This window comes from Stenotrophomonas sp. STM01 (assembly GCF_014852135.1).
GTDB lineage: Bacteria > Pseudomonadota > Gammaproteobacteria > Xanthomonadales > Xanthomonadaceae > Stenotrophomonas > Stenotrophomonas capsici.
This window is the reverse complement of sequence record NZ_JACVBA010000001.1, coordinates 143460-169683: the sequence shown is the minus strand read 5'-3', so window position 1 is coordinate 169683 and position 26224 is coordinate 143460. Positions and strand designations below refer to the sequence as shown.

Here is a 26224-nt window from a genome sequence, read left to right as displayed (position 1 = left end):
GGATCCTTACAGCGGCATGTTCATCACGTCCTGGTAAGCCTGGACGAGACGGTTGCGGACTTCCACGGTGGCGCGGAACGCCAGCTGGGACTGTTGGGCGGCGACCATCACCTTGGCCAGATCGGTGCCGGGCTCACCGCGTTCGAAGGCGGCCGCCAGCTGGCCGGACTTCTGCTGGGTTTCGTTGACGCTCTTCAGTGCGCCCTGCAGGGTCTGGCTGAACGACGTTGCATTGACGGCGTTGCCCCCGGTCAATCCCTCGATGGCGTTGCTGCGCGGCAGGTCGCCAGTCGGCGCCACCTGGCCGACCTGGTTCTGCAGGCTGCGGATCTGGGAAAGGACGGAGGTGATGGAGTGGGACATCGAAACGGGTTCCGGTAGCAGTCGATCTGCAGGGGAGGTTGCAAGTTGCGTGCCGGAACCCGGAGGCCTTGATCTACGTGAATGAGGATGGCGCGGCGTCGGGAAACCGACGGGCTGATGGCGCACGACGGTTCGCCGACTGGCCGACTGGGCGTGGATGCCGCCATAACGACGAACGCCCGCGCGGGGCGGGCGTCGGGGCGGCGACGGGTTCCAAGCGCGCGGCTCAGGGCAGCCAGGCGTTGCGCCATTCCTGCAGGTTCGCCCCTTCCAGCATCCAGTCGCGGTGCACGGCCTCGCGCAACCGGGCACCCGCCTGCGCGCTGGCAGCGGGGTCGGAGAGATGGTCGCGGATGGCCGCCACCCATTCGCGGTGACGGTTGCGCACGCCGGTGACCGGCAGTGATGGGTCCCGGTACGGTCCGACGTCGCTGCACACCACCGGCACGCCGCAGGCACCGTACTCGAGCAGGCGCAGGTTGCTCTTGCAGGTGTTGAAGCGGTTGTCCTCCAGCGGAGCGATCGCCAGGTCCAGCTGCAGGCCGGCCAGCGCACGCGGGTAGAGACGGATGTCCACGCCGGAATGGAACTCGGCCACGTACGGCAACAGGCGTTCCGGGCACATGCCGAAGAACACCCAGTCCACGTCCGCGGCAAGTTCGATGACGGCATCGGCGACCAGTTCCAGGTCGCCGGTATGGCCGACACCACCGGCCCAGCCGACCCGGGGCTTGCCTGGGGCGGGACGCGGCGGATGAGGCAGCGCCGTCCACCATGCAGGTGGCAGCAGGTTGCGTACCACCCGGATATCAGTGTGCAGGCCGTGCAACGCCTCGGCCAGCTGCGGCGTGGACACCACGCAGCGGTCCACCATTCCCAGCGCCCGGCGCATGCTGCGCAGGACATCCTTGGGCATGTGCTCGCGATGGATGTTCTTCAGCGGCAGGTTGGGCAGGTAGTCATCGATCTCGTAGACAGTGAAGGCCCGCGAAAAGCGGCGCATGCGCTGGATGCCGGCCAGGTCCGCGTCGCTGATGCGGCGCTGCAGGACGACCACGTCCGGATCGATGCGCGCCTGTTCGACCGGATCCAGCACGGTGGCGTACAGGGCACCCTCGGCCAGGCCGGCCTGCTTCAGTGCCTCCAATGGCTGGATCACGCGGTAGTGGCCGCTGCCCCAGGGGTCGGCTGGCTGCGCGAGGAGGCGTGGCAGCGGGCGCCAGGGCAGGGGCTGCCAGGAGAAGTCGGATTCGCCGAGGCGGAAGCCGCCCGGGACGTCCAGGCGCAGGCTGGGGTTGTAGGCCGGATCGTGGGCGAGTGCGGGGAGCCAGCGCTCCAACAAGGCCGACTCGGCGGGTTCCGGCAACGGCGCGGCCTGGACCGAATGCAGCAGCAGGGCGTCGGGCGTCCATACGGTCAGGTAGCCGCGTTGACGCGCGCGCAGGCACAGGTCCACGTCGGCGCCGTGATCGGCGAAGGTGCCGTGGTCGAAGCCGTCCAGCCCGGCGAACAGCTCCGCGCCGATCAACAGGCAACTGTCGGACACGGCCGTGTAGTCCTGCGCGACCTGCAGGCGGTGCATGTAGCCCGGCGCGTCCATCGGCATGCCGGCGAAGGCCCGCCCGCCGCTGCCGAGCAGGCCAGGCACCAGGCCTGCGTGGGTAATGCTGCCATCGGCGGCGATGGTCTTGCCGCCGACGACGCCCACCTCGGGGCGAAGTGCATGGTTCAGGAGCGCGTCCAGCCAGTGCGGCTGCAACGCGGCCACGTCGGCGCGCAGGAACAGCAGGAACGGGCTGCTCGCCTGCCCGGCGGCGACATTGCAGGCGGCCGCGTGCGGCAACGGTGGATCGAAGGCAAAGGCGCGGATGCGACCCCCGGCCAATGGTTCGACCTGCTGCATCCATTGGCTGGCGTCGGGCCCGGCGCCGTTGTCGATCAACAGCAGCTCGTAATGCGGGTAGGCGGTCTTCTCCAGCAGGGAGACCACGCAGCGCTCCAGCGACGCCAGCACGGTGTCCCGGGAAACGACCAGGATCAGGGTGACCGGCGGCTGCGCCCGGTGGCCATGGTCGACCCGGTACAGGCCGTTGCCGCGCGGGGTGACCACTGCATCGGGGTATCCCCGCGCGTGCAGGTGCGCGGTGATGACCTGTTGCCGGGCAGCGTCGTCGGCACGGGGCGGGGCGCAGCTGAGCAGGGGTTCGGGGATATGCGTGATGCCTTCCAGCCCGCCGTGCTGGACCAGGCGCAGGATCAGGTCGAGTTCGGCTGCAGCACCTGCATCGGCATCCAGCCCGCCGATGGCCAGCGCGGCATGCCGGCGGAACAACCAGTGCCCCGCCAACTGCGTCGGGTTTTCCAGCAGCAGGTCCAGGTTGATTCCTGGCCGCAGCGAGGGTGCCAGGTTGTGCTGCGCATCCACATGCCACTCGTCGCAGTACAGGGCGCGTGCGGGGGCATCATCGTGGGCGAGCGCCGCCAGCAGCCGTCGCAGGCCGGCAACATGGAACTCTGCGCCGGCCTCCACGAACAGCACCCAGTCGGCAGGGCTGGTGCGCAGGGCTTCGTCCAGCGTGGTCCCGGCAGCGAGCCGGCGGTACGCCGGGTCCAGTCCATCGGGCGCGTGCCCGGCGCCGAGGATGCAGCGGCAGACCACCTCGGCGGTGCGGGCCTGCAGTGGCAGGCTGCCCAGCGTCCTGCGCAGGGCACTGGCCGGTTGGCCGTCCGCGCGGATCACGATCTCCACGCTGTTGCGTGGAAGCTGCTGCAGCGCGGTGTCCAGCGCCTGGCGCTGCGCGGGGTTGAGCTGGCGTCGAGCCTGCCAGTCGTGCAGCGGCCAGCGTGCCTGCGCGATCAGCAACGCCTGTTCCAGCGCCGAGACCAGGTCCACCTTTTCCGCCGGCCGGTGCCCGTCGAGCGGTGCAATGGTTACCTGACGGGTGTCGCCGCCGCGATACCAGCCAAGATTGCGCAGCGCCTGGCGGAATGCCTCGTGCCAGTTCTCGGCGACACCGGGGCGATCCCGTCCGCGCTGGCTGAACTGGTGGCGCGAAATACGGAAGTCGACCAACGGGCGCGCACTGATCGCCACCGGGCCCTGATGCAGCAGCTTGACGTACATGGCCACGTCGGCCAGCCAGGCAATGTGGGTGCCGTCGAGCGTGGCCAGCTGCTCGCCCATCGCCAGCAACGGGGCGCGCCGGCATAGCGCGACGCTGGGCTCGCCGAGGAAGTTGAGGGTATGCTCACCGAAGAAGTCGATCAGGTCGCGGCCGTCGATGCATACGTCATGGTTGGCCGGGAAAGCAGTGGGAAGCTCATCGGGCAGCGGCATCCCGGCCTCGTCGATGAGCCGGCGACGGGCGGTTGCCAGCGCAAGGCCCGGAACGCGCTCGAACGACTCCAGCAGGGTTGCGATGCAGTCCTCGTGCAGCACGTCGTCATCGTGCAGGAACTTGATGTACTCGCCTTCGGCCAGGCTGATCGCACGCGCGGTGCTGCGCACCTCCCACAGGCGGGTGGGGTTGCGCGAGTAGCGCACCGGGAAGTCCACCCGTGCAGCGAAGGCCTCCACGGCCGTCTGTACGTAACCGGCAGCCGAATCGTCGCAGACCACGATCTCCAAGGGGCGATGGGTCTGCCGGCGCACGCTTTCCAGGGCCTGCAGCAGCCAGCGGGCCTTGTAGGCCGGGATCACCACGCTGACCAGCGGAGCGGCGGAGGGGGACGGGTTCATTGGCATCAGGCAGGGCTGTTTGCAGCGATCGCGGCGTGGATCCGTTGCACCACGCGGTGGGAGTTGTTGGCATCCAGGTGCTGGAAGAACAGGCGACGGGCGGTGAGGTAGCGCTCGTCCGGTGGGTGCTGCGGCTGTGCGAGTGCGGCGTCCAGCGCGGTGAGCAGGGCCGGGAAGGTGGTGGTCATCGGCCCTGGGAACGCCAGCTCCAGGTCGTACAGCAGCCCGTTCTGGCGGGTGCGGTAGTGCTCCAGGTCATAGGCGAAGCCGAGCACCGGCAGGTCCAGGTAGAGCGCATCGATGTAGACCGACGAGTAGTCGGTGATCACCAGCGCGCTTTCGCGCAGCAGCGGTGCAATTTCCTGGAAGTGCGCATGGCCCAGGTCCAGCAGCACATCACCATCGAGATGGCGGGCCGGGTCCAGTGGCGCCGGCGCGTTGACCAGATAGTGGCCGCGCAGGCCGAGCACCGCGTCATGGCGGCGCAGTACCTGCTTCAACTGCGCGACCTCGTCATCGCTGAAACGGTATGCACGCTCGGTGGCGACGCTGGCATCACGGTAGGTAGGCGCGTACAGCACCAGGCGCCGTTCGCCGCGCAGCGCCCGTACCCGGCTGGCTTCCTCGCGCAGGCCGACCGGCAAGGCGTCCTCGGCGATGCGCAGGAAGTCGTTGCGTGGCAGCCCGGTGACCCAGACATGCGTCGGCGGCAGCGGATGGAAGATCGCCGCCATCGCATAGGCATCGATGGCCGAGGAGGCCACCAGCCCGGTGTAGAAACGGCGTTCGCGGCGCCGATGCCGGTCACGGTCGCCGTGCTGGCGCTGGTCCGGGTTGGCCAGCGCGAACAGCCGCTTGAGCGGAATGCCGTGCCAGAGGTTGATGGTGACGCGCCGGTGCAGCCAGGGCCGAGGCGCAGCGTAGCGACCATTGCGCCACGGCAGTGACATGTCCAGGGCGGTGGAGTTGGTCAGCAGCAACACGCCGCAGCGGGCGAGCGACCACAGGCCGGCCAGCGAGTCCAGCCGGACCACGCGGACGTGCGCATCATCGTGTACGTCCGGCGGCCGTTGGCCGCCGCGCACGAACACCCGGCAATGGACGCGCGGGTCGTCCTTCACCTGCTCGAAGACCGCGCGCGCGTTCTCGATGAACTGGCCGGGCTTGAGCGGATGGTCGAAGAATGCCCAGTGATCGCTGCGCTTGGGGACCAGCAGGTCCAGCAGCCGCCACGCCAGCAGCAGCGGCTTCCCCAGCCATGCGGGCATCACGGCCAAGCTTCCATCACGCGGCGCGGACCCGCGCATGTGCGGTCAGCAGGTCGCAGATCCGGTCCACCTCGGCGTCCGGGAGGTCCGGGTGGATCGGCAGGCACAGCACCTGGCGGGCGGCGGTGTGCGCCACCGGCAGGTTGTCCGGTGCTGCGGACGGAAAGCCGCGGTACATCGGGAACTCGCTGATCAGCGGGTAGAAGTAGCGTCGTACCAGGATGTTCTCGGCACGCAGCAGGTGGTACAGCTCGTCGCGCTGCAACGGGTAGTCGTCGCCGACCAGCACCGGGAAGTAGGCGTGGTTGTGGCGCACGTCCGATGGCCGGGACAGGCATTTCATGCCGGCGATCCCCGCCAGGCGCTGACGGTACAGCGCATCGATGGCCGCGCGTCGTTCCAGCGCCCGGTCGATGTGCTTGAGCTGGAGCAGGCCGAACGCGGCGCTGACCTCGTTCATCTTGCCGTTGATGCCGGGCGCCACCACGGTGGTCTCGTTGACGAAGCCGAAGTTCTTCAGGTGATCGATGCGCTGTTTGGTGCGGGCATCCGGGCAGATGATGGCGCCGCCTTCGAAGGTGTTGAACACCTTGGTGGCATGGAAGCTGAGCACCGACAGGTCGCCGTGCCGCAGCACGCTGCCACGGGTATCGCCGACGGCGAAGGCATGCGCGGCGTCGTAGATCACGCGCAGGTTGTAGTTGTCGGCGATGCGGCCGATGGCATCCACGTCACAGGGCGTGCCGTAGCAATGCACCGGCATGATGGCAGTGGTCTGCGGCGTGATCGCCGCCTCGATCCGGGCCGGATCCAGGTTGAAGGTGACCGGGTCCACGTCCACGAACACCGGCTTGATGCCGTTCCACAACAGCGAATGGCCGGTGGCCACGAACGAATACGGGGTGGTGATCACCTCGCCGGTGATGCGCAGCGACTGCAGCGCGGTGACCAGCGCCAGCGTGCCATTGGCGAACAGCGCGATGTGCTCGACCCCGAGGTAGGCGCACAGGGCCTTTTCCAGCGCCTGGTGCATGCTGCCCCCGTTGGTCAGGATGCGGCTTTCCCAGATCCGTTCCAGGTAGGGAACGAATTCCTCCAGCGGGGGCAGCAGGGGGCTGGTGACCGGGATCGGCTTCTTGGTCGTCATCGCAGGCGGGCCCGGGGGCATGGCTTCGGCGGAGTGCCGGCGAGCAGGGACATGCAACTCCCGTGCCTGCGGGGGCGGCGCCGGTCAGTTGACGGCCAGTCCCATGCCACCGGCCTCGGCCGAGAACAGCAGGCTGCCCAGCGACGAGCGCAACGGGAGCGAGGCAGGCCATCCGGGCGGCACCATCGCCGGGCCGATCCGGTAGCGGCCGTGGATGCCGTCAGCGGTGCGATAGTGCAGGACCAGCCCGTACAGGTTGCCGGGCTTCCAGTCCGGCGCCCGCATGTCCAGCCGGTAGCGCCAGCGGTGCTCGGCGGTCCTGCCTTCGGGCTGGAACTCCCAACTGCCTTCGCCCTGGATCGCATGCAGCTCGAACCAGACATGGCAACCGGCCATGATCCGGTCGTGCAGGTCCAGGGTCAGGTCCAGGCTGTCCTCGTCCAGCGAGATGTCCCGGAGGCGGAAGAAGCCGATGTTGGGGAACTCCAGGCGCATGGCACTGCGCGGCAGGGCGATCTCCGGGTTGTCCAGGAAGGGCTGCTTCCAATAGCAGGCACCCTCGATTTCCGCGATCCAGCCCCGTTCACTGGTCACGCCGAGCAGGAAGCACAGGGCTTCGACCTCGCCGCGCCTGATCAGCTCCAGGTAAAGGCAGCGCCTGGCACCGAGCGCCCTGCAGTCCAGCTCGCCATACAGTGCGAGTAGTTCCTGCATCTGCGCGATGAACACCTTGCGAAAGCTCGGAGACGCCACGATGCCAGGCGCGGCGTGCAGGGCACGCTGCAGGTTGGCCACGGCGATCGCGCGCCGGTAGCCGGCCGCTGCGGGAACGTCATCGAAATCCTGCCACTCCAGCTGCATCGAGCGGATGCGGTCGATGAAGTTGTCGGCCTGGCGGATGTTCTGCGAAATGGACGCAATGGCGCCCTCGGGGCGCCGGCGCCAGTGGTACACCAGGTCCGGGATGATCACCGTACGCTGGCTGTACCAGTACGCGCGGTGGACGAACGGGCGGTCCGCGTAGAGCAGGCCCGGGACCATGCCCAGCCCGTTCTCCCGCAGGAAATCGGTACGGAACACCTTGTTCCAGTAGAAGCAGTCGTGGATGACGTCGGGGAATCCGTCCACCGAGTCGAAGCTGCGGCGCCGCGACCAGACATACGGCTCATACAGGAATGCCACCGACGAGAGTTTGCCATCCTGCAGTCGTGCCGCCCGGCCGATGACGATGTCGGCGTCGGCCTGCATGGCCTGTTCCATCAGCAGGCGGTACCCATCGCCGGTGACCACGTCATCGGAGTCAACCAGCGCCACGTAACGACCACGCGCCAGCGACACGCCGAGGTTGCCTGAAACCGCGCCACCTTCGTTGTTTTTGCTGATGCAACGGAAGTTCGGGTGGCGCGCCTCGTACTCCCGGCAGATCGCGAGGCTGTCGTCGGAGCTGGCATCATCGATGGCGATGACCTCGATGTTGCGATAGTCCTGTTCCAGCAGCGAATCAAGGCACTCCCGCAGGAACGGGGCGGTGTTGTAGACCAGCACCACGATCGACAGCAGCGGTGTCCCGTCGACGCGGGGCAGGGCAGCCTGAGTCATGCACGAACCTCCCTCAGCTGCTCCACTGCATCCACATCGAAGACCGGGATGCCGCGCGTGGAAGCCACGTCGGCGCGCTCGCGGTAGGCGTCGTCGATGAAGATGGCGGATTCGCCTGGCGGGATCACGGCGCTCTTGGGCGAGCCATCGCGCAGGTGCACGATCCGCTCGAACAAATCTGCGCAGATGCGATGCCGTGCGAGCGTCTGCACCGGCTCGGTGGCGTGCCGGGTCACCAGCACCACCGGGATTCCCCGCGTGTTCCATTGGTACAGCAGCGCCATCACCTGCGGCTCCGGCGCGCCCCGCACCAGCAGGGTGTCGTCCAGGTCCAGGTAGACACGCTCATAGGCCAGCTCCGCCCGCCAGCGGTTGCCGAGCGCGCGGTCCATGACCAGCGGGTAGTGCTGGGGCAGCACCGTGAAGGGCTTTCCCAGGTAGGCGTAGATGCCCAGCAACGGATAGTTGATGCCGCGCATGCGGTTCAACGCCATCGAGCCGGCGATGCGGGGGGCGACTTCCAGCAGCTTGGGCACGCCCTGCCGGTCACGTCGGGCCTGGAAGAACCAGGCGCCCTTCAGGCGCAGTTCCGCAGCGATGGCCAGTGCCATCGCCTCCAGCTCGGGGGCCGTGGCCACCGGCTCGGTGCGCACGCTGATCCCGGATTTGACCCGCCCGCGTACCCGCGCAGCGGCATGCAGCAGGGTGCCGTCGGCGCTGGAGATGCAGTCCACGGTGTACTCGGTGCCGGGCAGGTATTCGCTGAACACGTACTCGATGCCACTGCCGGCCAGCAGCCGATGGCGTTCGTCGTTATCCACCCGCTCGGCGCCCTGGCTGCCCTGGCCGACTGCCGGCTTGGCGAAGATCGGGTAGTCGGCGCTGCCCAGTTCGACGCGGCGCGGCACGATGCCCAAGCCCTGCAACCGCCCGTAGGTCAGGTTCTTGTTGCGGCAGGTCGCGGCCATGGCCGGCTCGGGCACCATCGCCGGGGCATGCAGCCGCTGCTGGTTGTCGGCGAGCACGGGGATCACGCTGTCATGCGCCGGCACCACCAGGTCGATGCTCCATGCATCGATCAGTGCGTTGAGCTGGGAAACCAGCTCGGCCGAGTCGGCCTGTGCCGTGATCTGGCGGTACCGCGCATAGACGAACTCGCCATGGTCCGGTACCGACGAAGCACCGTGCAGGCTGACGTCCTTGGCATGGCGCAGGGCAGCATGGATCTCCAGGCCGATCTCCGAGCCACAGGGGAAGACCAGCACGTTCACCGTCATGGCCGTGCTTCCTCGCAGGGCTGTGCCAGCAGGACGGCTTCCCAGCCCTGTGGCAGCTGCACCCACTTGAAGTTGAAGCGGTAGGGGATGCCGAGTCCGGCGATGAAGCGGGGGATGGTCAGCACGTCGTCCCACTTGTGGTACAGGCACAGCGCCAGCTTGGGGCGGAACCGGCGGATGGTCTGCACGGCCCCCAGCAGCGCGGGGATCTCCGATCCCTCGATGTCCATCTTGATCAGGTCCACGCGCTGCAGCCCGTGCTGGGCGACATAGTCGTCCAGGGTGATGGTGGCGATGCGTTCGCCCGGGCCGTCCCCGGCACCGACCGATGTGGCACCTTGCAGCCTGGCCTGCCTGATCAGCAGCGAGCCATCGCTGTGGTCGGACAACGCCCGCTTGTTGAGCACGACCCGGTCGGCCACGCCGTTGAGTTGCAGGTTGTGCTCGAACAGGGCGATGTTCTCGTCCAGCAGCTCGAAGGCGTGCACCTGGCAATCGTTGCCGGTCTTGGCGCAGAACAGGACGGCGGTGTCGCCGATGAACCCGCCGGCATCGATGATGACCTCGCCCGGGCGGACGCGGAAATCCTCACTCTGGTACTGGTCGAACAGGATGTCGTGGATGCTCAATGCCCACGCATAGCTGGCCAGGCGGAAGTCATGGCCCTGCGGGCGCAGGTCCTGCAGCACGTACTGGCCGTCACCGATGGTGATCGGCGGGCGGGGCTCGGCGCGGATGCGATCGACCTCGGCGAGGTAGTGCGCCAGTTCCCCCGGGGCAACGCGGTCGATGCCGGCCCAGCGCTTGAGGAACCAGACCAGGAAGCGCTCCTGCTCGGGAGGGCTCAGCCGCTCGTACAGCAGCGTTGAGATTGCCTCGGCGTCCGCCAGATAGCGTTGGATCAGGCCTCGCAGGCGCGCATCGTCTTCTGCCGGGCCGTTGCCAGCCAGTGCCACCAGGTCGGACAGGAACCGACTGGGTGACGGGAACGGGCCGAAGAACGCATCGACGACGCGCTCGGCGGCGCTGCCGTCGTTGAGCGCGCAGAAGCGCTCCCGGAAAGCCGCGTAGCGGTCCGCGTGGGTAGCCTGGACGGCGGGCAGGTCCGCCAACAAGGCCACCAGCTCCTCGGTGCTGCGTGCGATTGGCCCGGGCAGGTCCTGGGCCATGTCCAGGTAGAAGCCGCGGACCTGTTCGGCGTAATGCTCCAGGTCGTAGCAATAAAACAGGATCGGCCGGCCAGTGGTGGCGTAGTCGAAGAAGATCGAGGAGTAGTCGGTGATCAGCACGTCGGCGATCGCGCACAGCTCGCTGGCATCGTCCACGTGCGATACATCGCGCACATTGGCCGGAAGCGCCAGGTCCTGCAGCCCCGTGCTGACCAGGTGGTGGCCGCGCAGCAGCAGGATCTGGTCCGGTGCCAGGGCCGCGGCGACCTTCACCAGATCCAGCTGCAGGTCGAAGTCGAACTGCCAATGCCCCACCTGCTGGCTGTCGCGCCAGGTGGGGGCATACAGCACGAAACGATGACCGGACGGCAGCGCCAGCCGGGCGAGGGTGTCCTCCCGTGCGCTGACCGGGGCTACCAGTGGATCGGCCACGGGGTAGCCGGCTTCCAGGATCGGGCCGTCGTAACGGAAGGCCCGCCGGAGCACATCGCTGGAATAGCGGTTCTCGCTCAACAGCAACGTCCAGGCACGGGATTCGCGGTACAGGTTGTCGCGTGCCTCCACTTCCGGCCCGGTCACCGTGATGTCGTAGCCCAGCCGCTTCAACGGCGTGCCGTGCCAGGTCTGCAGGTAGCGCGTCTGCGGCTTGCGCCCGTGCGCGGTGAACAGGATGTTGTTGACACGGTACTTGGCCTGCGCGAGCAGGCGGAGGTACTCGGCGGAGCCGCGGATCACCCGCTGCGGATTTCCCGGGATCTGCTCGTCTCCGTTGTAGGCCCAGACGCAGCGCAGGTCCGGGCGCATCCGGCGCAGCGCCTCGTAGATATAGCGGGGGTTGCCGGCGTATGCCCTGCCGAAGAAGCTCTCGAACAGGACCAGGTCCTCCTGCAAGGGCAGTTGTTCGAGCAGGGAGGGAAACGCAGCGCGCAGGTTCTCCGCTTCGACGGTCATCGCGTGCTGCTCCAGCGGCGCGGTGAACAAGGCCAGCGAGCTGGCGCTGTCGCTCAGGTAGGCCGACAGCCCATGGGCCTGCACGGCATCACGGAAGAAGTGGCGGTCCGCGCCATCAGCGGTGGTTCCGATCAACTGCTGGAACTGACCCGTATTGCCCACTTCGATCTGCACATCCCAGCGCTGGGGGGTGTCTTCCAGCAGTGCCGGGCCGGGCAAGCGCGTGCGCGCGGCATCGCCTTCGAGCAGGACGTCCAGCGGCACGCAGCGCTTGCCGTCACGGCGGCGCAGGCGAAGGGCGCTGATGCCACGCGGGGCCGGCTGCAGGTGGAGCCACAGGTCGCGGCCCTCGCCGGCGAGGGCGTGGATATGGAAGACAGGCAGCATCAGCGCACTCCGGCGAGCAGGGCAGTGGCCTGCGGTGCATTGTCGGCAGGTGGTGGGTCCAAGCCATCCAGGCGGATGCGTGCCTTGAGGGCGGAGCTGGAGATGTCCTCGGTGCGCGGCAGATAGCGGACCTGGCAATGGCGGGCCAGCGCATCGAAGTGCCCGGTCCAGTCCGAGCCCATCACCAGGATGTCCGCGCCGTAACGCTGGATGTCGGTGGCCTTCTGCTCCCAACTGTCCTCGGGGAAGACATCGTCGACATAGCGGATCGCACGCAGCACGGCCTCGCGGTCGGCGTAGCACTGGGTTGCGGTCTTGCGCTTGATGGCGTTGAACCGGTCCGAGGACAGGCCGACCAGCAAGTGGTCGCCCAGCTCACGGGCACGACGCAACAGGTTCACGTGCCCCACGTGCAGAAGATCGAACGTCCCGTAGGTCAGAACAAGCGCCATGATGTGCGATTCCAGACGGCCATGATTGCCTTGTGACAGGCAAGATCCGTGCCGTGGGCCTCAATCGCGGGTGGCGTTCCAGTAGGCAGAGCGGGGGACGCTGTCCCCATCGGGCTTGTAGGGCGGCTGCGCCATCGACAGGTGCGGACGTTCCCAGGCGACGTCGCGACGCACCACCCGTGCCGGCGCACCCACGGCCACGCAGTTGTTCGGGATGGGCCCGGTGACCACGCTGTCCATGCCGATCACGCTGCCATCGCCGATCCGTGCACCGCCCAGGCAGCACACTCCGAACGCCAGCCAGACATGGGCGCCGATGACGATGTCCTCGACCGGGTTGATGCGCAGGCCGGTGTGGATATCGAAGATGGGGTGGGCATCGTCACCGCGCAACTGTACTTCCGAGGCCAGCATGCAGTCGTCCCCCACCGTCACCCGGCCGCCTTCGCTGGTGGCGATGAAGGTCCGCGCCGTGGTGGTCACCCCGGCACCGATGGTGATGACGCAATCCTCACCGAGGCGGATGAGCGCGGACAGGCTGCCGGCGGGGCCGGCGGCGCCGATCCGGCAGTGTGCATTGGAGCCGTGGAACTCGACGGCGGTGTTCACCAGGCGCGCACGCGGGTCGATTTCCAGCGTGCAGTTGTGGCCTTTGAACACGGTGGTCAGGCTGTTCAGCCCGACCGGTGCGATGACGCGGTTGCCACGTTCATCGCGCAGCTCACTGCGTTCGGGCGCGGCGAGTGTTGCTTGCCTGGAATCCATCACGATCAGTCTGCTACCTGTTCCCGCTCGATCCCGTACTTGCGCAGCTTCTCCACCAGGGTGGTGCGGCGCAGGCCCAGCAGCTGGGCGGCGTGGGCGACCACGCCCTGGGTGCGTTCCAGCGCCTCGTTGATCAGGGTCAGCTCGATGCCGGCCATGTGGTCGCGCAGGTCCAGCCCCTCGCTGGGCAGGCTGGCCGGCTTGAACGCCGCCGCCTTGGCCTGCGTGGCGGTCGGCGCACGGGCTGCCGCCAGCACCGCCTGTACCGCCAGCTCGTCGACCGGGTTGGCCGAGGCCGCCATGGTGCCGTCGCCGCGGTAGCGGCTGGGCAGGTCCTGCACCCGCACCAGCCCGCCCGGGTGCAGGACGGCCAGGCGCTCGACCAGGTTGGTCAGTTCGCGCACGTTGCCGGGCCAGGGATAACCGGCCAGCGCCAGCAGGGCCTCGTCGGCGAAGCGGACTTCGCCGCGGCCGGTGCGGGCCAGCTGGGCCGCGATGGTCTGCACCAGTGCCGGGATGTCGGCGGTACGCTCGCGCAACGCGGGCACGTCGATCGGGAACACGTTCAGGCGGTAGAACAGGTCCTCGCGGAACTTGCCTTCGCTGATGCGCGTTTCCAGGTCACGGTGGGTCGCGGCGATCACCCGCACATTGCAGCGGATGGTCTGGTTGCCACCGACACGCTCGAAGCTGCGCTCCTGCAGCACGCGCAGCAGCTTGACCTGCATGGGCAGGCTCATGTCGCCGATCTCGTCCAGCAGCAGGGTGCCACCCTCGGCCATCTCGAAGCGGCCCTTGCGCGCGGTCAGCGCACCGGTGAAAGCGCCTTTCTCATGGCCGAACAGCTCGCTTTCGAGCAGGTCCGGCGGGATCGCGCCGCAGTTGATCGCCACGAACGGCCCATCACGGCGCGGTGAGCGCTGGTGGATGGAGCGCGAGACCACTTCCTTGCCGGTACCCGATTCGCCCAGCACCAGCACGGTGGTGTCGAAGTTGGCGACCTGCTCGATCAGCTGGCGCAGCTCGGTCACGGCCGGGCTGGTGCCGGTCGGGCCGTTGTCGTCGATGGCGCTGGACTGGTGCTCGGTGTCCAGCCGCTTGAGGCTGGCACGGCGCAGCAGGGCTTCCACCTGCGCCAGGCGCATCGGCTGCTCCAGCGGCCAGACATTGGCTTCGTGCAGGCCGTAGTGGCGCGAGAACGCCAGCGGGTCACCTTCGCCCAGCAGGACCGGCGGCGGCAGCGGCGCGGCGGCCAGCCAGTTGAAGAAGCCGGCGGCCAGGTCGGCGTCTTCCAGCGTGCCGACCACCACGGCCATCCAGTCATTGCTGCGGTGGCGGCTGGTGTCGATGTCCTGCGCGTCGCTGACCCAGCGCGGGGTGAAGTCCATGAACTCCAGCAGGGACAGGGTCCGTTCGGCGCGAACCGCGTCGGCATCGATGACGAGGATGCGTGACTCACTCATCGCCTTGCTCCTTGAGGGCCTCCAGGATCGGCATGACTTCCTGGATGTAAGAGAGTTTGCTGACGAAGTTGTCGGCGCCGGCGCGCAGGGCGTGCTCGCGGTGCTCGGAATCGTCGAAGTGGCTGGCGATGACGATGTACGGCGCGTCATCCTGGGTCTTGATCAGGCGCGTGGCCTGCAGCCCGCCCATCTCCGGCATGGCCAGGTCCATCAGCACCACGCGCGGGCGCAGCGCCTCGGAGCGTTCGATGGCCTGCAGGCCGTTGGCGGCGCTGCCGATCACTTCCAGCCATTCGATGCGGCGGAAGTGGCGCATGGCGGCGTTGATGAAGCCTTCGTGGTCATCAACCAGCAGTACGGTGAGCTTGCTCATGGAATTCCTTTGTTCAGCCCACGCGGGCCAGCAGCGGCTTGGTGCCCTGGCGGCGGCGTTCGCGTGCCGGGGCGATGTCGAGTTGTTCGCGGTATTTTGCGACGGTACGACGTGCGATGTTTACCCCCTGGCGCGAGAGCAGGCCCGCGATGGCCTCGTCGGCCAGCGGCCGGCCGGCCGGCTCGGCGTCGATCAGGCGCTTGACCATGGCCTTGACCGCCTGCCCGGAGACGCTGGCGCCCTCAAGGCGGACGGCGAAGAAATGCTTCAGTTCGAAGGTGCCGCGCGGCGTCTGCAGGTACTTGCCGGAAGTGATGCGCGAGACCGTGGACTCGTGCATGCCGATGCTGTCGGCCACTTCCTTCAGGGTCAGTGGCGCCATTGCTTCATCGCCCTGGACCAGGAACGCGGCCTGGCGCTCGACGATCACCCGGGCGGTGCGGATCAGGGTGTCGTAGCGCATGGACAGGCCGCGGGTCAGCCAGCGGGCTTCCTGCAGCATGTCGCGCAAGGGCTGCGCGGCCTCGCTGCCGTTGTCGGCCAGGGCGCGTTCGTAGCCAGCGTTGATGGCGATGCGCGGGGTGGTGGCGGGGTTCAGCGCGACGCGCCATTGCCCGTCCGCGTGCCAGGCCACCACGTCGGGGAGGATGGCCTCGTCCTGCTGCGGCTGCAGGCTGTCCCCCGGCCGCGGTTGCAGCGACAGGATCAGCCGGAACGCCTCGAGGACGTCGTCCTGCTCGGCATCGAGTGCAACGGCCAGGGCGGCGTAGTCATGGTTGGCCAGCAGTTGCAGGTCGGCATCGAGCAGGCGCGCGGCCAGGTGGCGCGCCGGCACCACGCCGGGCAGCGCGGCCAACTGTGCCAGCAGGCACTCGCGCAGATCGGTCGCGGCCATGCCAGCCGGCTCGCCGTGCAGCAGGCGCTGGCGCACGGCTTCCACGTCGCTGGCGGTGCGGTCCAGGCGCGCACTGGCCAGGCGGGTCAGCTCGGCCAGGGCACCCTGCAGGTAGCCGGCGTCATCGCAGTGCTCCAGCCAGAAGCTGGCGATGGCCAGGTCGGATGCGTCCAGCTCCAGGGCCAGTGCATTGAGCACGCGCAGCTGCGGGTCGGTGGACTCGCCGGCGGCGATGCGCGCCATGCGGTCATCCTCGCCGTCATTCCAGCCGCCGCCGGCCACGTCCCACATCGAGCTCTCCGGCAGTTCGTCGAACGCGGCCGTTTCCACCCGCGCGTCGTTGCCATTGGCCGTGGCCGGGCTCTCTTCCTGCTCGTCCTGCAGCTCCAGCAACGGATTGCTTTCCAGCGCCTGGCGGACTTCCAGCTCCAGCTGCATGCCATTGAGCTGCAACAGGCGGATCGACTGCAGCAGGGCAGGCGTGAGATGGAGCTGCTGGCCCAACTGGGCAGAGAGTGTGGCTTTCATGCGATTCCCCGGCGGCGCTGTGTGAAGGCCGCGTTGTGGAACGCATCTTGCGTGGCGGAGTGCCGACGCTGAAATCAGGGAAGCCCTGAGGGCTGTCCTGATTGCCCCCACTTTGCGTAGGGGAAAACCTTACAAATCGTCATTTTTCTGGCGCGGCGAGCCGCGGAATTCCGGATAGGTCATTGATTCTTATCGTAGTTCCAGTAAGTGGCGACGGAAATTCGAATCTGTGACAACGAACATGCTCGGTCAGTGACCTGACGTCAGCCAAGATCCTTCTCGTGCCGCACGGCGAACAGCAACAGGTCATTCGCGCGCCGGCAGCCCAGCGCTTCCATCATGCGGGCGCGGTGGGTTTCCACCGTCTTGACGCTGATGCCCAGCTCGGCGGCGATCTCCTTGGTGGTCTGGGCACTGCCCAGCCGACGCAGGATCTGCTTCTGCCGTGGCGACAGCGCGGCGATGCCCGTGGGCCGCTCGCGGTTGATCAGCGGGGCCAGCATCTTGGCCGAGATGTGCGGGCTCAGGAACACCTGTCCGGCGTGCGCGGCGCGCAGTGCCAGCTCCAGTTCGGCCGGAGCGGCGTCCTTGACCACGAAGCCGACCGCACCGCGGTCCAGGGCGTCGCGGACGTGGCCGGCATCGTCGTGCATGGACATCATCACCACCCGCGCCTGCGGCTGGCGGGCACGGATGTCACTGAGCGCTTCCAGACCGGTGCGGCCCGGCAGCGACAGGTCCATCAGGATCAGGTCGGGAACGTGCAGCAGGGCCAGGTCCAGGGCCTGCGCGGCGTCACTGGCTTCGGCGACCACCTGCACGCCTTCGAAGCTCTGCAGCAGCCGGTTCAGTCCCGCCCGGACCAGGGTGTGGTCATCGACAATGAGAACGCGCACGTGGAACGGTCTTCCCCCTAGAAGTCCCTCACCTTAGCCGAGCGCGACGTGTGACGCCAGTCAACTAAAGGAGGGCAATCAACGATTGCGGCGGCTGTCGGCGATCTGCCGCCGATGCAGGCGGAACAGGTGCCGTTCGACCGCTGCGTTCAGGTTGTCGCCCAGGCCGGTGAAGCCCAGCCACAACCGGCTGCCGCCCTCCTGGGGGGCCTCGGCCAGCACGGTGGCGGGCAGTTCGATGTGGTCGGGCAACCAGTCGGCCGGCTGCAGCTGGATCACCCCGGCGCTGCCGGGTGCCAGTGCGGTGGTTTGCTCGAGATCCAGGCGCAGGCCATGCCGTGACCAGCGCACCGCCCGGACTGGCAGGGCCGGGTTGGCCTGCTGCAGCAGGCGACCGAGCAGGACCAACGCCAGGTCCATGCGGGCCTCCAGGCGCTGCAGCTGCGCGCTGGTGTCGCTGCGCTCGTCGCCGTCGTCGCTGCTGCGCGAATCCTCGACCAGCGCGACGCTGCGCAGCAGCATCTCCGAGGTGCCCGGACGGGCGACGCGTGCTCCGGCCGTGAACTGCACCGGCACGACGACATCGCAGCTGAGCGTATCGTCGAACAGGGTGCCTTCGGCAGCGGCGGCGCCATCGTGGCTCATGCCAGCGTACCGGCCTGCAGGTAGGCGTTCGCCGCGCGGGTGGATTGCCGCTCGGCACGCAGGTACTGGGCCGCTTCATCGCGTAGCTGGCGCATGCGCGTGGTCAGCGAGAGCTGCTGTTCGAGCAGGTTCTGCAGCGCCTGCGGAGCACTGTGGGCGCCATGGGCGTGGAGGTAGTCGCGCACGCGCTGGTCGTGTTCGCCGACGATGCGCTCGGTGGTGGCATGGTCCTCGGCCTCGATCGCGTTCTTGATCAGGTCCAGGTCCACGTGCAGCGCCTGCAGCAGGGCGCTCGCGTCGTTGTTCATGGCATCAGGCTCCAGGTGCGGTAGGCAGGGTGCGCTGTTCCTGGGGAATGGCGTTCCATGCGCTCTCGATCTCGCCGATCAACGACAGCGACTCCTGCAGCGGTACCGCGTCGTTGTTGAGGTTGGCTTCGGTCAGGCGCTGCATGACGTAGTCGTACAGGGCCGACAGGTTGCCGGCGATCTCGCCGCCGGCTTCGTGGTCCAGCGAACCATTCAGGTGCCCGATGATCGCACAGGCTTCACCGATCGCCTTGCCTTTCAATGCCTGGTCGCCGTTGGCCAGGCAGGCTTCGGCGCGACGGATGCGCTCGCCCGCGCCTTCAAGCAGCAGGGCGACAAGGCGGTGCGGGTCCGCGTCGACGACGCGGCTGGTGACGCCGACCTTGCGGTACTGCTCGGCATAGTGGCGGTTGGCACCGTACATGGGGTTCTCCTTGGGGCTTCGTCATGGCCGGGCCGGCGCTGGCGAAAAGTGGTCGTATTGGTGTGCGTGGGGAAGGGCGCTGCCGGCCGGTCAGCTCTTCTTGTTGAGCGCGCTGATCTGCTGGCTGAGGTAATCGCTGGTGCTCTGCATCTTCGCCACCACCGTGTCCATGGCGGTGAACTGGGCGGTATACCGCGCGGAGACCTTTTCCATCCGCGCATCCAGGTCGTCCAGGTCCTTCTCCAGCTTGCTGATCTGCTTGGTCAGCGAGTTGGTGCGCAGGGTCAGCGTGCCGTTGCTGCCCAGGTTGGTCTTGAGCATGGCGCTGAGGCTGGAGGTGAACGAGCCGTCGCTGCCCAGCAGCTTGCGGGCGGCGGACGGGTCCTCGGCGACCTTCGCGTCGAACGTGGTGGTGCTGAAGGCCAGGGTGCCGTCCTTGTTGACGGTCACGCCCAGGGCCTTGAGGTCGAGCATGCTGGCGCTGGCTTCGCCGCGCAGCTGCTGCTGCAGGCCGCGTACCAGCGAGTCACCGGTCAGCGCGGAGGCCTTGTCGTTGGTGGCGTCGTAGGCGCTGCTGCTCTTGAGCAGGCCGACCGTGGTGTTGTAGGCGGCAACGAAGGCCTGGGTGTTGATCTTCAGGCCGGAGTTGTCCGCAGCCACCGTCAGCGTGCGCTTGGTGCCTTCCTCGGCCTTGTTCAGGGTGAGCGTGACGCCCGGCAGCAGGTCGGTGATGGTGTTGCTGCTGGACTCGCGCTCGAAGCCGTCCACCCGCACCAGTGCGTTGGCCGGTGCGATGTTCTCGGTCATGCCGCCGCTGGTGCCATCCCAGGTCAGCGCCGACAAGCCACCGTTGCCGCCGCTGGCGGTGACCGTCAGTGCGCCTTCGGTGCCGCCATTGACCGCGTTCATCACCAGGTGCTGGCCGTCGTTGGCGGTGATGATGGTGGCGTTGACCCCCTTGCCGCCAGCAGCCTTGTTGATGGCGGCGGCGATCTGCGTCAGCGTGCTGCCTTCGGCGATGTCCACGTCCAGCGTCTCTTCGCCCCAGGCGAACGTCAGCTTTCCGTCGCCCACCTTGGCATCGGCGCCGAACGCGCCGGAGCTGAGCTTCTGGCTCTGCGCCAGCCGCACCACTTCGACCTCGTAGGTGCCGGCGGTGGCGTTGGTCTTGCCGTTGGAGTCGGTCACCACCGTGGCGCTGAAGCTGGTGGCGGTATCGCTGATGCTGGTCTTGTAGGCGCCGTTGGTGGCGCTCTTGGCCATCGCTTCCAGCGCCGACTGCAGGCTGCTCAGCGAGTTCTTGATGTTGCCCAGCGCCGACAACTGGGTGGTCGCCTTCGTGCCCTGGTTGTTGATGCGGGTCTCGGCCGGCTTGCGTTCGGCAGCCACGAGCTGGGCGACGAGGGTCGGGATGTCCAGTCCGGAGCCGACGGCAGCGAGGGATGAGGAGGCCATGTAGTTTCCTTGGTCGTGGCGTGCGGACGCCCGTACAGGCATCCTCGGTATCGGCACGCCCGGGCCGTTTCTTTAGGCGGGCGCGCGCAGGGCTCCCCGTGTGGATGCAAGTGGCGTGCCGTTGCCGCAGGCCGGCCCGGCGCCACCAACGCACAAACCCCCGCCTTGCGGCGGGGGTCTGCGTTTGTTGCTGCCTCCAGGGCCGCCTTGCGGCGGCGCCGGCGGGGATCAGCCCAGCAGGCTCAGCACGTTCTGGGTGGAGCTGTTGGCCTGGGAGAGCATCGCGGTGCCTGCCTGCTGCAGGATCTGCGTGCGGGTCAGCTCGGCGGTTTCCTTGGCGTAGTCGGTGTCGCGGATGCGGCTGCGCGAGGCCGACAGGTTTTCCGAGGTGGTGGACAGGTTGGAGATGGTCGAGCTGAAGCGGTTCTGGATCGCACCCATGTCGGCGCGCGAGCTGTTGACCGCGGTCAGGGCCTTGTCGACCACTTCCAGCGCCTGCTGGGCACCGATGAAGGTGGAGATGTCCAGGGTGCCGGCGACCTTCTGGCTGGACACGGCGGTGGCGTCCTGGGCGGTGAAGGCGGTGCCGCCGGAGGTCAGGCCGGTCGTCTGGCCGGTGGTGGCCGGGCTGATGGTGCCGAAGGTGAAGCCGGTGGTGAACTGGTTGCCCTTGACCGCCTTCAGGCTGATAGCGCCGTTGCTGTCGACTTCGGCGTAGACGCCGCTCTGGTCCATCTTGTCGTTGATGGCGGCAGCCACCTTCTTGTTGATGGAGGTGGTGCTTTCACCGGCTTCGAACTTCACGTCCTCGATGGTGATGTCCTTGGCGCTGCTCGCGCCAACGGCCTGCACGCTGACCTTGATGCCGGAGATCTTGCCTGCGGCGGTGGCGGCGGCGCCGGAGGCAACCACGCTGACGGCGGTGGTGTCGGCGGCGAAGTTCATCTTGCCCAGGGTGTCGATGTTCGAGTCGACGATGCTGTTGATGCCGATGGTCTGGCCGGAGTCGGCGCCGACCTGGAACAGCGCGCCGGAGAAGCTGCCGTCCAGCAGCTTGGTGCCGTTGAAGTTGGTCTGGTTGGCGACGCGGTCGATTTCCTTCAGCAGCTGGTTCACTTCCGAATTCAGCGCTTCGCGGTCGGTGGTCGAGTTGGTGGCATTGGACGACTGCACGGCCAGCTCGCGGATACGCTGCAGGTTGTTGCCGATCTCGACCATCGCGCCTTCGGCGGTCTGGGCCAGCGAGATGCCGTCGTTGGCGTTGCGGGTGGCAACGTCCAGGCCGCGGATCTGGGTGGTGAAGCGCTCGGAAATCGCCAGGCCGGCGGCGTCGTCCTTGGCGCTGTTGATGCGCAGGCCCGAGGACAGGCGCTGAATCGAGGTGGCCAGGCTGGTGCCGCTGGTGTTCAGGTTGCGCTGAGCATTGAGCGACATGATGTTGGTGTTGATGACTTGTGCCATGATTCGGATTCCTTTTTGGCGTTTGATCCGGCAGCTCAACCTGACCGGTACTGGATGCAGTGGGGGTGGCGTAGGGCGCCGCAGTACCGCTGCTGATATCAATAACGGCACACACCCCGGCAGCTTTAGGCCCCGACGACAAGGTTTTTTTTCCGCCGGGCAGGGCGCCGGAAAAGCAGCCGGCAGCGCCGGCAAGCGGGTGCCCCGGCATGGTCGCCCCCAAACGAAAAGGCCCCGGCATGCCGGGGCCTTTCCTGTTTGCCTCGCTGCAACGGTTACTGCTGCAGCAGGCTCAGCACGCTCTGCGGCTGCTGGTTGGCCTGTGCCAGCATGGCGGTACCGGCCTGCTGCAGGATCTGCGTGCGGGTCAGCTCGGCGGTTTCCTTGGCGTAGTCGGTGTCGCGGATGCGGCTGCGCGAGGCCGACAGGTTTTCCGAGGTGGTGGTGAGGTTGGCGATGGTGGAGGTGAAGCGGTTCTGGATCGCGCCCATCTCCGCACGCGAGTTGCTGACAGCGGTCAGGGCCTTGTCGACGATCTCCAGTGCGCGCTGCGCGCCGGTGAAGTCGCGGATGTCCAGGTCCTCGGCATGCTGGGTGGACATGGTGGTCGGCACCGTCAAGGCACCGCCGGTGTAGGTCAGGCCGGTGCCGCCGGTCAGCGTGCCGAGGTTGGCGGCGGTGATGGTCTGGCCGGCCTTGAGCGACTGGAAGGTGAGCTCGCCGGTGGTGCCGTCCACCGAGGCGTACAGGCCGGTCTGGTCCAGCTTGTCGTTGATGGCCTGGGTGAGCTTGCGGTTGATGTCGGCGGCGGTGTCACCCACGTCGACCTTGATGTCGTCGATCTTGATCTGGGTGGCGCTGCTGGCACCGGCGGCCTGGACGCTGATGGTGATCCCGGAGACCTTGCCGACGGCGGTGCCGGAGGCGGCCGAGGGCACCGCGCCGATGCCGGTCATGTCACCGGCGAAGCCGGCCGTGCCGATGGTGTCGGTGTTGACGTCGACGATGCTGTTGATGCCGATGGTCTGGCCGGCGTCGGCGCCGACCTGGAACAGGGCCCCGGCGAAGCTGCCATCCAGCAGCTTGGTGCCGTTGAAGTTGGTCTGGTTGGCGACGCGGTCGACCTCCGAGAGCAGCTGGCGCACTTCGGCGTTCAGCGCCTCGCGGTCGGTGTCGGAGTTGGTGGCGTTGGCCGACTGCACGGCCAGCTCGCGGATGCGCTGCAGGTTGTTGCCGATCTCCACCATCGCGCCTTCGGCGGTCTGGGCCAGCGAGATGCCGTCATTGGCATTGCGCACGGCCACGTCCAGGCCACGGATCTGGGTGGTGAAGCGCTCGGAGATGGCCAGGCCGGCCGCATCATCCTTTGCGCTGTTGATGCGCAGGCCCGAGGACAGGCGCTGGATGCTGGTCGCCAGGCTGGTGCCGCTGGTGTTCAGGTTGCGCTGGGCGTTCAGCGACATGATGTTGGTGTTGATGACTTGTGCCATGGGACTTCTCCGTTGTGTTCTATGCCTGCATCAGGCGATGCGGTGATTCGGTTTGGCAGTGCGGCTGCCGTCAGGTGGGTCAGCGGATCATGTTGAACAGCGACATCGACTGCATCTGGGTGAAGATGGTCTGGGCCGCCTGGAGCGCCGCACCCTCGAGCTTGTATTGCCCGATGGCCTCGGCGTAATCGACGTCGCGCAACTGCGACAGCGAGCTTTTCAGGGTGACGGTGTTGGCCTCGCGCAGCGAGGCGGCGTCGTCGATGGTCTTCAACTGCGCGCCGCCGGCGGCGCGTGCATCGATCATCGCCTCGGCCGCGCGCGAGACATCACGCAGGCTCGCCTGCAGCCCGTTCTGCTGCGCGGTACGGCCGGCTTCGGTGGACACGTCCATGTCCAGTGCCTGTACCAGCCGGTCGATGGTGGAGAACACGTCGCGGCTCTGGGCCTGCCCGGCGCTGAACTCGTCGCCCGCCGCAGGCTCGCCCTCGATGCGCATGCGCAGCCCCCCGAAGGTGATGTCGTCGCCGCTGGTGTACGTGCCGGTGCTGACCACGGTGTTGCTCGCGTCGACGATCTCGTAGCTGTCGGCGGCGGTGAAGCGAACGGTATAGCTGCTGCCGTCCCAACTGCCGGAACCGTCGCGGCTCAGGTCGGTGAGCACGCCCTTGCCGGTGTTGGTGGCCGCAGCGCTGCCGTCGACCGTCCCGTCGCCGGTGCGGATGCGCAGGAAGATCTCGCTGCCGGGCTGTGCGTCGCTGACGAACGTGCCCGGCGCCACTTCGACCTTGCGCTGGATCTGGTCGCCGTTGTAGGTGACCACGCCATTGCTGAGCGTGAACGGGGCATCGCCATCGGAGGCCCCGCCGAACAGGTAGCGGCCATTGCCGTCGGTGGTGTTGGCCAGCGCCAGCATCTGTTGCTTGATCGACTTCAGCTCGCTGGAGACAGCCTTGCGGTCATCGCTGGACAGCGAGGCGTTGTTGGCCTGGATGGTCAGGTCGGAGATGCGCTGCAGCAGTTCGCCGGCCTGGGCCAGGGCGTTCTCCTGCAGGCCCAGCCGGTTCTGGACGGTGTTGGCGTTGGCGCCGAGCTTTTCCAGTTCGGCCAGCATGCGGTCCATGCCGACCGCGGTACCGGCGCCGACCGGGTCGTCCTTGGCGGTGACGATCTTGCTGCCGGTGGAGAGCTGCTGCTCCAGGTGCGACAGCTTGCTCTGCTTGGACTGCATCAGCGCCACCGAGCGGTCGTAGATCATGCTGCTGGAGATGCGGGTATTCATCAGCCCACCGCCCTGAGGATTGTCTGGAACATGTTTTCTGCCGTGGAGATCAGCTGCGAAGCAGCCTGGTAAGCCTGTTGCAGGCGGAGCATGTCGGCCGCTTCCTCATCCAGGTTCACCCCGGACACCGAGTCGCGCGCGGCCTGCGCGTTGTCGTTGATGACCTGCTGGGCCTGCAGCGAGTATTCGGCCGAACGTGCCGCCGCACCGACCTGGGTGGTCAGGCCACCGAGGGCGCCGTTGAGGGTGACGGTGCCGCCGCTGAGCGCCTTGGCATCCTCCACGCCGGCCAGGCGCGAGGCGTTGCCGTTGTCACTGGAGCCGGGGCCGGTCTTGCCGATGGTGAAGGTGTCACCGGCGGCGGGCTTGCCGTCCAGCACCAGGCTCCAGCCGTTCGCGCTGATGGCCTGGCCTGGCGTGTAGGTGAAGGGACCGGCGCCGTCGATGGTGTACTGGTTGGCGTCGATGAACTCGATGCTGGCGGGGTTGAGCAGGGCCGGGTCGGAGGCGTCGAGCACATCCAGCTTGCCCAGCACGCCGGTGCCGGTGTTGGCCAGGTCCGCTCCGGCCTTGACCGGGTTGGCCGCGGCGATGCGCGAGGGATCGGTGATGGCCACCGACAACCCGGTGATCGCCGCGCCGGTGGGCTGCAGCAGGAAGCGATCATTCAATCCCGGGGTACCGCCCACCTCGAAGCGCACGCCATTGACCACGAACGGGTCGGCTGCGGTGCCGGTGCCGGTCATGGCGACGCTGGCACCGGTGTCGGCGCGGGTGGCCTCCCAACCGGTGCCGTTGTACTTGAGCAGGATGTTCTGGCCATCCAGGGCGGCCAGGTCGCCATAACTGGCGGTCAGGGTGGCGCTGCCGGTATTGCCGCTGTGCGCGCTGACCTTGGGCGCGCCCAGGTTGAAGAAGTCCGTGCCCATGTCCCCGTACAGGTCCATGCCCTCGGCGTGGGCCTGGTTGAACGTGGTGGCCATGCCGACGGCAATCCTGCCCAGTTCATTCTGGGCAGGGGTGAGGACGCGGTCGCGGAACTCGAGCATGCCGCCGATCTGGCCACCGAGCGCATTGCCATCCAGCACGATGGTCATGCCCTGGGTCTTGATCGCCAGCTGCAGGCGCTCGGGCTGGTAGGGGTCGGCGGCGGTGGTGATCTGCGAGGCGGTCGAGCCGACCACCAGCGCCTGGCCGCCGGCCGAATAGACATTGGTGATGCCGCCATCCTGGATCACCGCCGTACCCCCGGTGTAGCCGACCAGCTGGGTGATCAGCTGGTCGCGGCGGTCCAGCAGGTCCGGCGCGGCGGCATTGCCCTTGCTGCCGATCGCACCATTGAGCTGGGCGATCTCGGCGGCCAGCCGGTTGACCTCGGTGGTCGCGGCCAGCAGCCCGTTGTTCACCTCGCTGTTGAGGCTGTCCAGACTGTTGTTGAGCTGCTTGAAGCGATCGACCAGGGTGGACGCACTGTCGAGCATGTCGCGGCGTTCGGTGGTGGCCGCAGCGTTGGAGGACAGGCCGTTGACGGCATCGAAGAACTTGGACCAGACCCCGGTGACGTTGGTCGCGGTATCGGAGAGCAGCGCATCGACGCGATCGGACAGCGTGGACAGCTTTTCCAGCCGCGCCAGTTCGCCGCTGCTGTCCAGCAGCCGCGAAATGGCGAGCTGGTCGGCGACGCGACGGATGTCCACGATGCGGGTACCGGTGCCCACATCGCCATAGCCGACGTTGACCGAGGGCGCCGTGGCGAAGTCCACGGTCTGCCGGCTGTATCCGTCGGTCTTGATGTTGGCGACGTTGTTGCTGACCGTTGCCAGGGCGCGCTGGAACGCGATCAGGGCACTGGTGCTGGTGGAAAGAACACTGGACATGGACGTCTAT

The 26224-nt window shown here is 67.6% G+C and carries 21 protein-coding genes; all 21 read right to left on the bottom strand.

What is annotated here, in order from left to right; all coding sequences use genetic code 11:
- Positions 1–6 precede the first annotated feature (6 nt).
- A complete protein-coding gene (fliE, locus tag IB227_RS00745) occupies positions 7–363 on the bottom strand; it encodes a flagellar hook-basal body complex protein FliE (protein ID WP_192285834.1) in 357 nt (118 codons plus the stop codon).
- Positions 364–589: 226 nt separating this feature from the next.
- Positions 590–4060 carry a glycosyltransferase gene (locus tag IB227_RS00740; protein WP_192287230.1) on the bottom strand — a complete coding sequence of 1157 codons (3471 nt, stop codon included), beginning with the start codon at positions 4058–4060 and terminating at the stop codon, positions 590–592.
- A gap of 47 nt (positions 4061–4107) precedes the next feature.
- Positions 4108–5370 (bottom strand): CDP-glycerol glycerophosphotransferase family protein, encoded by a 1263-nt coding sequence (locus IB227_RS00735; RefSeq protein WP_225591548.1) that lies wholly within the window; start codon positions 5368–5370, stop codon positions 4108–4110.
- A 16-nt stretch (positions 5371–5386) separates the two neighbouring features.
- Positions 5387–6517, bottom strand: coding sequence for a DegT/DnrJ/EryC1/StrS family aminotransferase (locus IB227_RS00730; RefSeq protein WP_192285830.1), 1131 nt, complete (start codon positions 6515–6517; stop codon positions 5387–5389).
- Between the two features lie 84 nt (positions 6518–6601).
- Positions 6602–8116: a glycosyltransferase gene (locus IB227_RS00725; RefSeq protein ID WP_192285828.1), complete on the bottom strand. Its 1515-nt coding sequence runs from the start codon at positions 8114–8116 to the stop codon at positions 6602–6604.
- Positions 8113–9393, bottom strand: coding sequence for an ATP-grasp domain-containing protein (locus IB227_RS00720; protein ID WP_192285826.1), 1281 nt, complete (start codon positions 9391–9393; stop codon positions 8113–8115). The genes IB227_RS00725 and IB227_RS00720 overlap by 4 nt, the downstream gene beginning before the upstream one ends.
- Positions 9390–11900, bottom strand: coding sequence for an FkbM family methyltransferase (locus tag IB227_RS00715; protein WP_192285824.1), 2511 nt, complete (start codon positions 11898–11900; stop codon positions 9390–9392). Before IB227_RS00715 ends, IB227_RS00720 begins: the two co-directional genes overlap by 4 nt.
- Positions 11900–12352, bottom strand: a complete 453-nt coding sequence (locus IB227_RS00710) for an adenylyltransferase/cytidyltransferase family protein (protein WP_192285823.1) — start codon at positions 12350–12352, stop codon at positions 11900–11902. Before IB227_RS00710 ends, IB227_RS00715 begins: the two co-directional genes overlap by 1 nt.
- A gap of 60 nt (positions 12353–12412) precedes the next feature.
- A complete protein-coding gene (locus IB227_RS00705; RefSeq protein WP_192285821.1) occupies positions 12413–13117 on the bottom strand; it encodes an acyltransferase in 705 nt (234 codons plus the stop codon).
- Between the two features lie 5 nt (positions 13118–13122).
- Positions 13123–14580 (bottom strand): sigma-54 dependent transcriptional regulator, encoded by a 1458-nt coding sequence (locus IB227_RS00700; protein ID WP_192285819.1) that lies wholly within the window; start codon positions 14578–14580, stop codon positions 13123–13125.
- Complete coding sequence (locus IB227_RS00695; protein ID WP_192285818.1) at positions 14573–14953, bottom strand: response regulator transcription factor; 381 nt, start codon at positions 14951–14953, stop codon at positions 14573–14575. The genes IB227_RS00700 and IB227_RS00695 overlap by 8 nt, the downstream gene beginning before the upstream one ends.
- 13 nt (positions 14954–14966) lie before the next feature.
- Positions 14967–16376: an RNA polymerase factor sigma-54 gene (rpoN, locus tag IB227_RS00690; protein ID WP_192285817.1), complete on the bottom strand. Its 1410-nt coding sequence runs from the start codon at positions 16374–16376 to the stop codon at positions 14967–14969.
- A 263-nt stretch (positions 16377–16639) separates the two neighbouring features.
- Positions 16640–17272 (bottom strand): response regulator transcription factor, encoded by a 633-nt coding sequence (locus IB227_RS00685; RefSeq protein WP_132863474.1) that lies wholly within the window; start codon positions 17270–17272, stop codon positions 16640–16642.
- Positions 17273–17350: 78 nt separating this feature from the next.
- A complete protein-coding gene (locus IB227_RS00680) occupies positions 17351–17917 on the bottom strand; it encodes a PilZ domain-containing protein (RefSeq protein ID WP_192285815.1) in 567 nt (188 codons plus the stop codon).
- A complete protein-coding gene (locus IB227_RS00675; protein WP_192285813.1) occupies positions 17914–18225 on the bottom strand; it encodes a hypothetical protein in 312 nt (103 codons plus the stop codon). The genes IB227_RS00680 and IB227_RS00675 overlap by 4 nt, the downstream gene beginning before the upstream one ends.
- Before the next feature lie 4 nt (positions 18226–18229).
- Entirely contained in the window at positions 18230–18649 is a 420-nt protein-coding gene (fliS, locus tag IB227_RS00670) for a flagellar export chaperone FliS (RefSeq protein ID WP_132863479.1), read from the bottom strand.
- A 90-nt stretch (positions 18650–18739) separates the two neighbouring features.
- Positions 18740–20104 (bottom strand): flagellar filament capping protein FliD, encoded by a 1365-nt coding sequence (fliD, locus tag IB227_RS00665; RefSeq protein ID WP_192285811.1) that lies wholly within the window; start codon positions 20102–20104, stop codon positions 18740–18742.
- Between the two features lie 228 nt (positions 20105–20332).
- Entirely contained in the window at positions 20333–21565 is a 1233-nt protein-coding gene (locus IB227_RS00660; protein WP_192285809.1) for a flagellin, read from the bottom strand.
- Positions 21566–21840: 275 nt separating this feature from the next.
- Positions 21841–23055, bottom strand: a complete 1215-nt coding sequence (locus IB227_RS00655) for a flagellin (protein ID WP_132863483.1) — start codon at positions 23053–23055, stop codon at positions 21841–21843.
- A gap of 79 nt (positions 23056–23134) precedes the next feature.
- Entirely contained in the window at positions 23135–24337 is a 1203-nt protein-coding gene (gene flgL, locus IB227_RS00650) for a flagellar hook-associated protein FlgL (RefSeq protein ID WP_132863484.1), read from the bottom strand.
- Entirely contained in the window at positions 24337–26214 is a 1878-nt protein-coding gene (gene flgK / locus IB227_RS00645) for a flagellar hook-associated protein FlgK (RefSeq protein WP_192285807.1), read from the bottom strand. The genes flgL and flgK overlap by 1 nt, the downstream gene beginning before the upstream one ends.
- Positions 26215–26224 lie beyond the last annotated feature (10 nt).

Bases quoted from the DNA above. Each gene is read 5' to 3' on its own strand.
- IB227_RS00720 (WP_192285826.1), bottom strand. From the start codon at position 9,393: ATGACGGTGAACGTGCTGGTCTTCCCCTGTGGCTCGGAGATCGGCCTG.
- IB227_RS00735 (WP_225591548.1), bottom strand. From the start codon at position 5,370: ATGCCCGCATGGCTGGGGAAGCCGCTGCTGCTGGCGTGGCGGCTGCTG.
- IB227_RS00710 (WP_192285823.1), bottom strand. From the start codon at position 12,352: ATGGCGCTTGTTCTGACCTACGGGACGTTCGATCTTCTGCACGTGGGG.
- IB227_RS00675 (WP_192285813.1), bottom strand. From the start codon at position 18,225: ATGAACAACGACGCGAGCGCCCTGCTGCAGGCGCTGCACGTGGACCTG.
- flgL (WP_132863484.1), bottom strand. From the start codon at position 24,337: ATGAATACCCGCATCTCCAGCAGCATGATCTACGACCGCTCGGTGGCG.
- IB227_RS00730 (WP_192285830.1), bottom strand. From the start codon at position 6,517: ATGACGACCAAGAAGCCGATCCCGGTCACCAGCCCCCTGCTGCCCCCG.
- IB227_RS00705 (WP_192285821.1), bottom strand. From the start codon at position 13,117: ATGGATTCCAGGCAAGCAACACTCGCCGCGCCCGAACGCAGTGAGCTG.
- IB227_RS00715 (WP_192285824.1), bottom strand. From the start codon at position 11,900: ATGCTGCCTGTCTTCCATATCCACGCCCTCGCCGGCGAGGGCCGCGAC.
- IB227_RS00655 (WP_132863483.1), bottom strand. From the start codon at position 23,055: ATGGCACAAGTCATCAACACCAACATCATGTCGCTGAACGCCCAGCGC.
- fliS (WP_132863479.1), bottom strand. From the start codon at position 18,649: ATGTACGGTGCCAACCGCCACTATGCCGAGCAGTACCGCAAGGTCGGC.
- fliE (WP_192285834.1), bottom strand. From the start codon at position 363: ATGTCCCACTCCATCACCTCCGTCCTTTCCCAGATCCGCAGCCTGCAG.
- IB227_RS00695 (WP_192285818.1), bottom strand. From the start codon at position 14,953: ATGAGCAAGCTCACCGTACTGCTGGTTGATGACCACGAAGGCTTCATC.
- rpoN (WP_192285817.1), bottom strand. From the start codon at position 16,376: ATGAAAGCCACACTCTCTGCCCAGTTGGGCCAGCAGCTCCATCTCACG.
- IB227_RS00725 (WP_192285828.1), bottom strand. From the start codon at position 8,116: ATGACTCAGGCTGCCCTGCCCCGCGTCGACGGGACACCGCTGCTGTCG.
- IB227_RS00680 (WP_192285815.1), bottom strand. From the start codon at position 17,917: ATGAGCCACGATGGCGCCGCCGCTGCCGAAGGCACCCTGTTCGACGAT.
- IB227_RS00700 (WP_192285819.1), bottom strand. From the start codon at position 14,580: ATGAGTGAGTCACGCATCCTCGTCATCGATGCCGACGCGGTTCGCGCC.
- flgK (WP_192285807.1), bottom strand. From the start codon at position 26,214: ATGTCCAGTGTTCTTTCCACCAGCACCAGTGCCCTGATCGCGTTCCAG.
- IB227_RS00660 (WP_192285809.1), bottom strand. From the start codon at position 21,565: ATGGCACAAGTCATCAACACCAACATCATGTCGCTCAATGCTCAGCGC.
- fliD (WP_192285811.1), bottom strand. From the start codon at position 20,104: ATGGCCTCCTCATCCCTCGCTGCCGTCGGCTCCGGACTGGACATCCCG.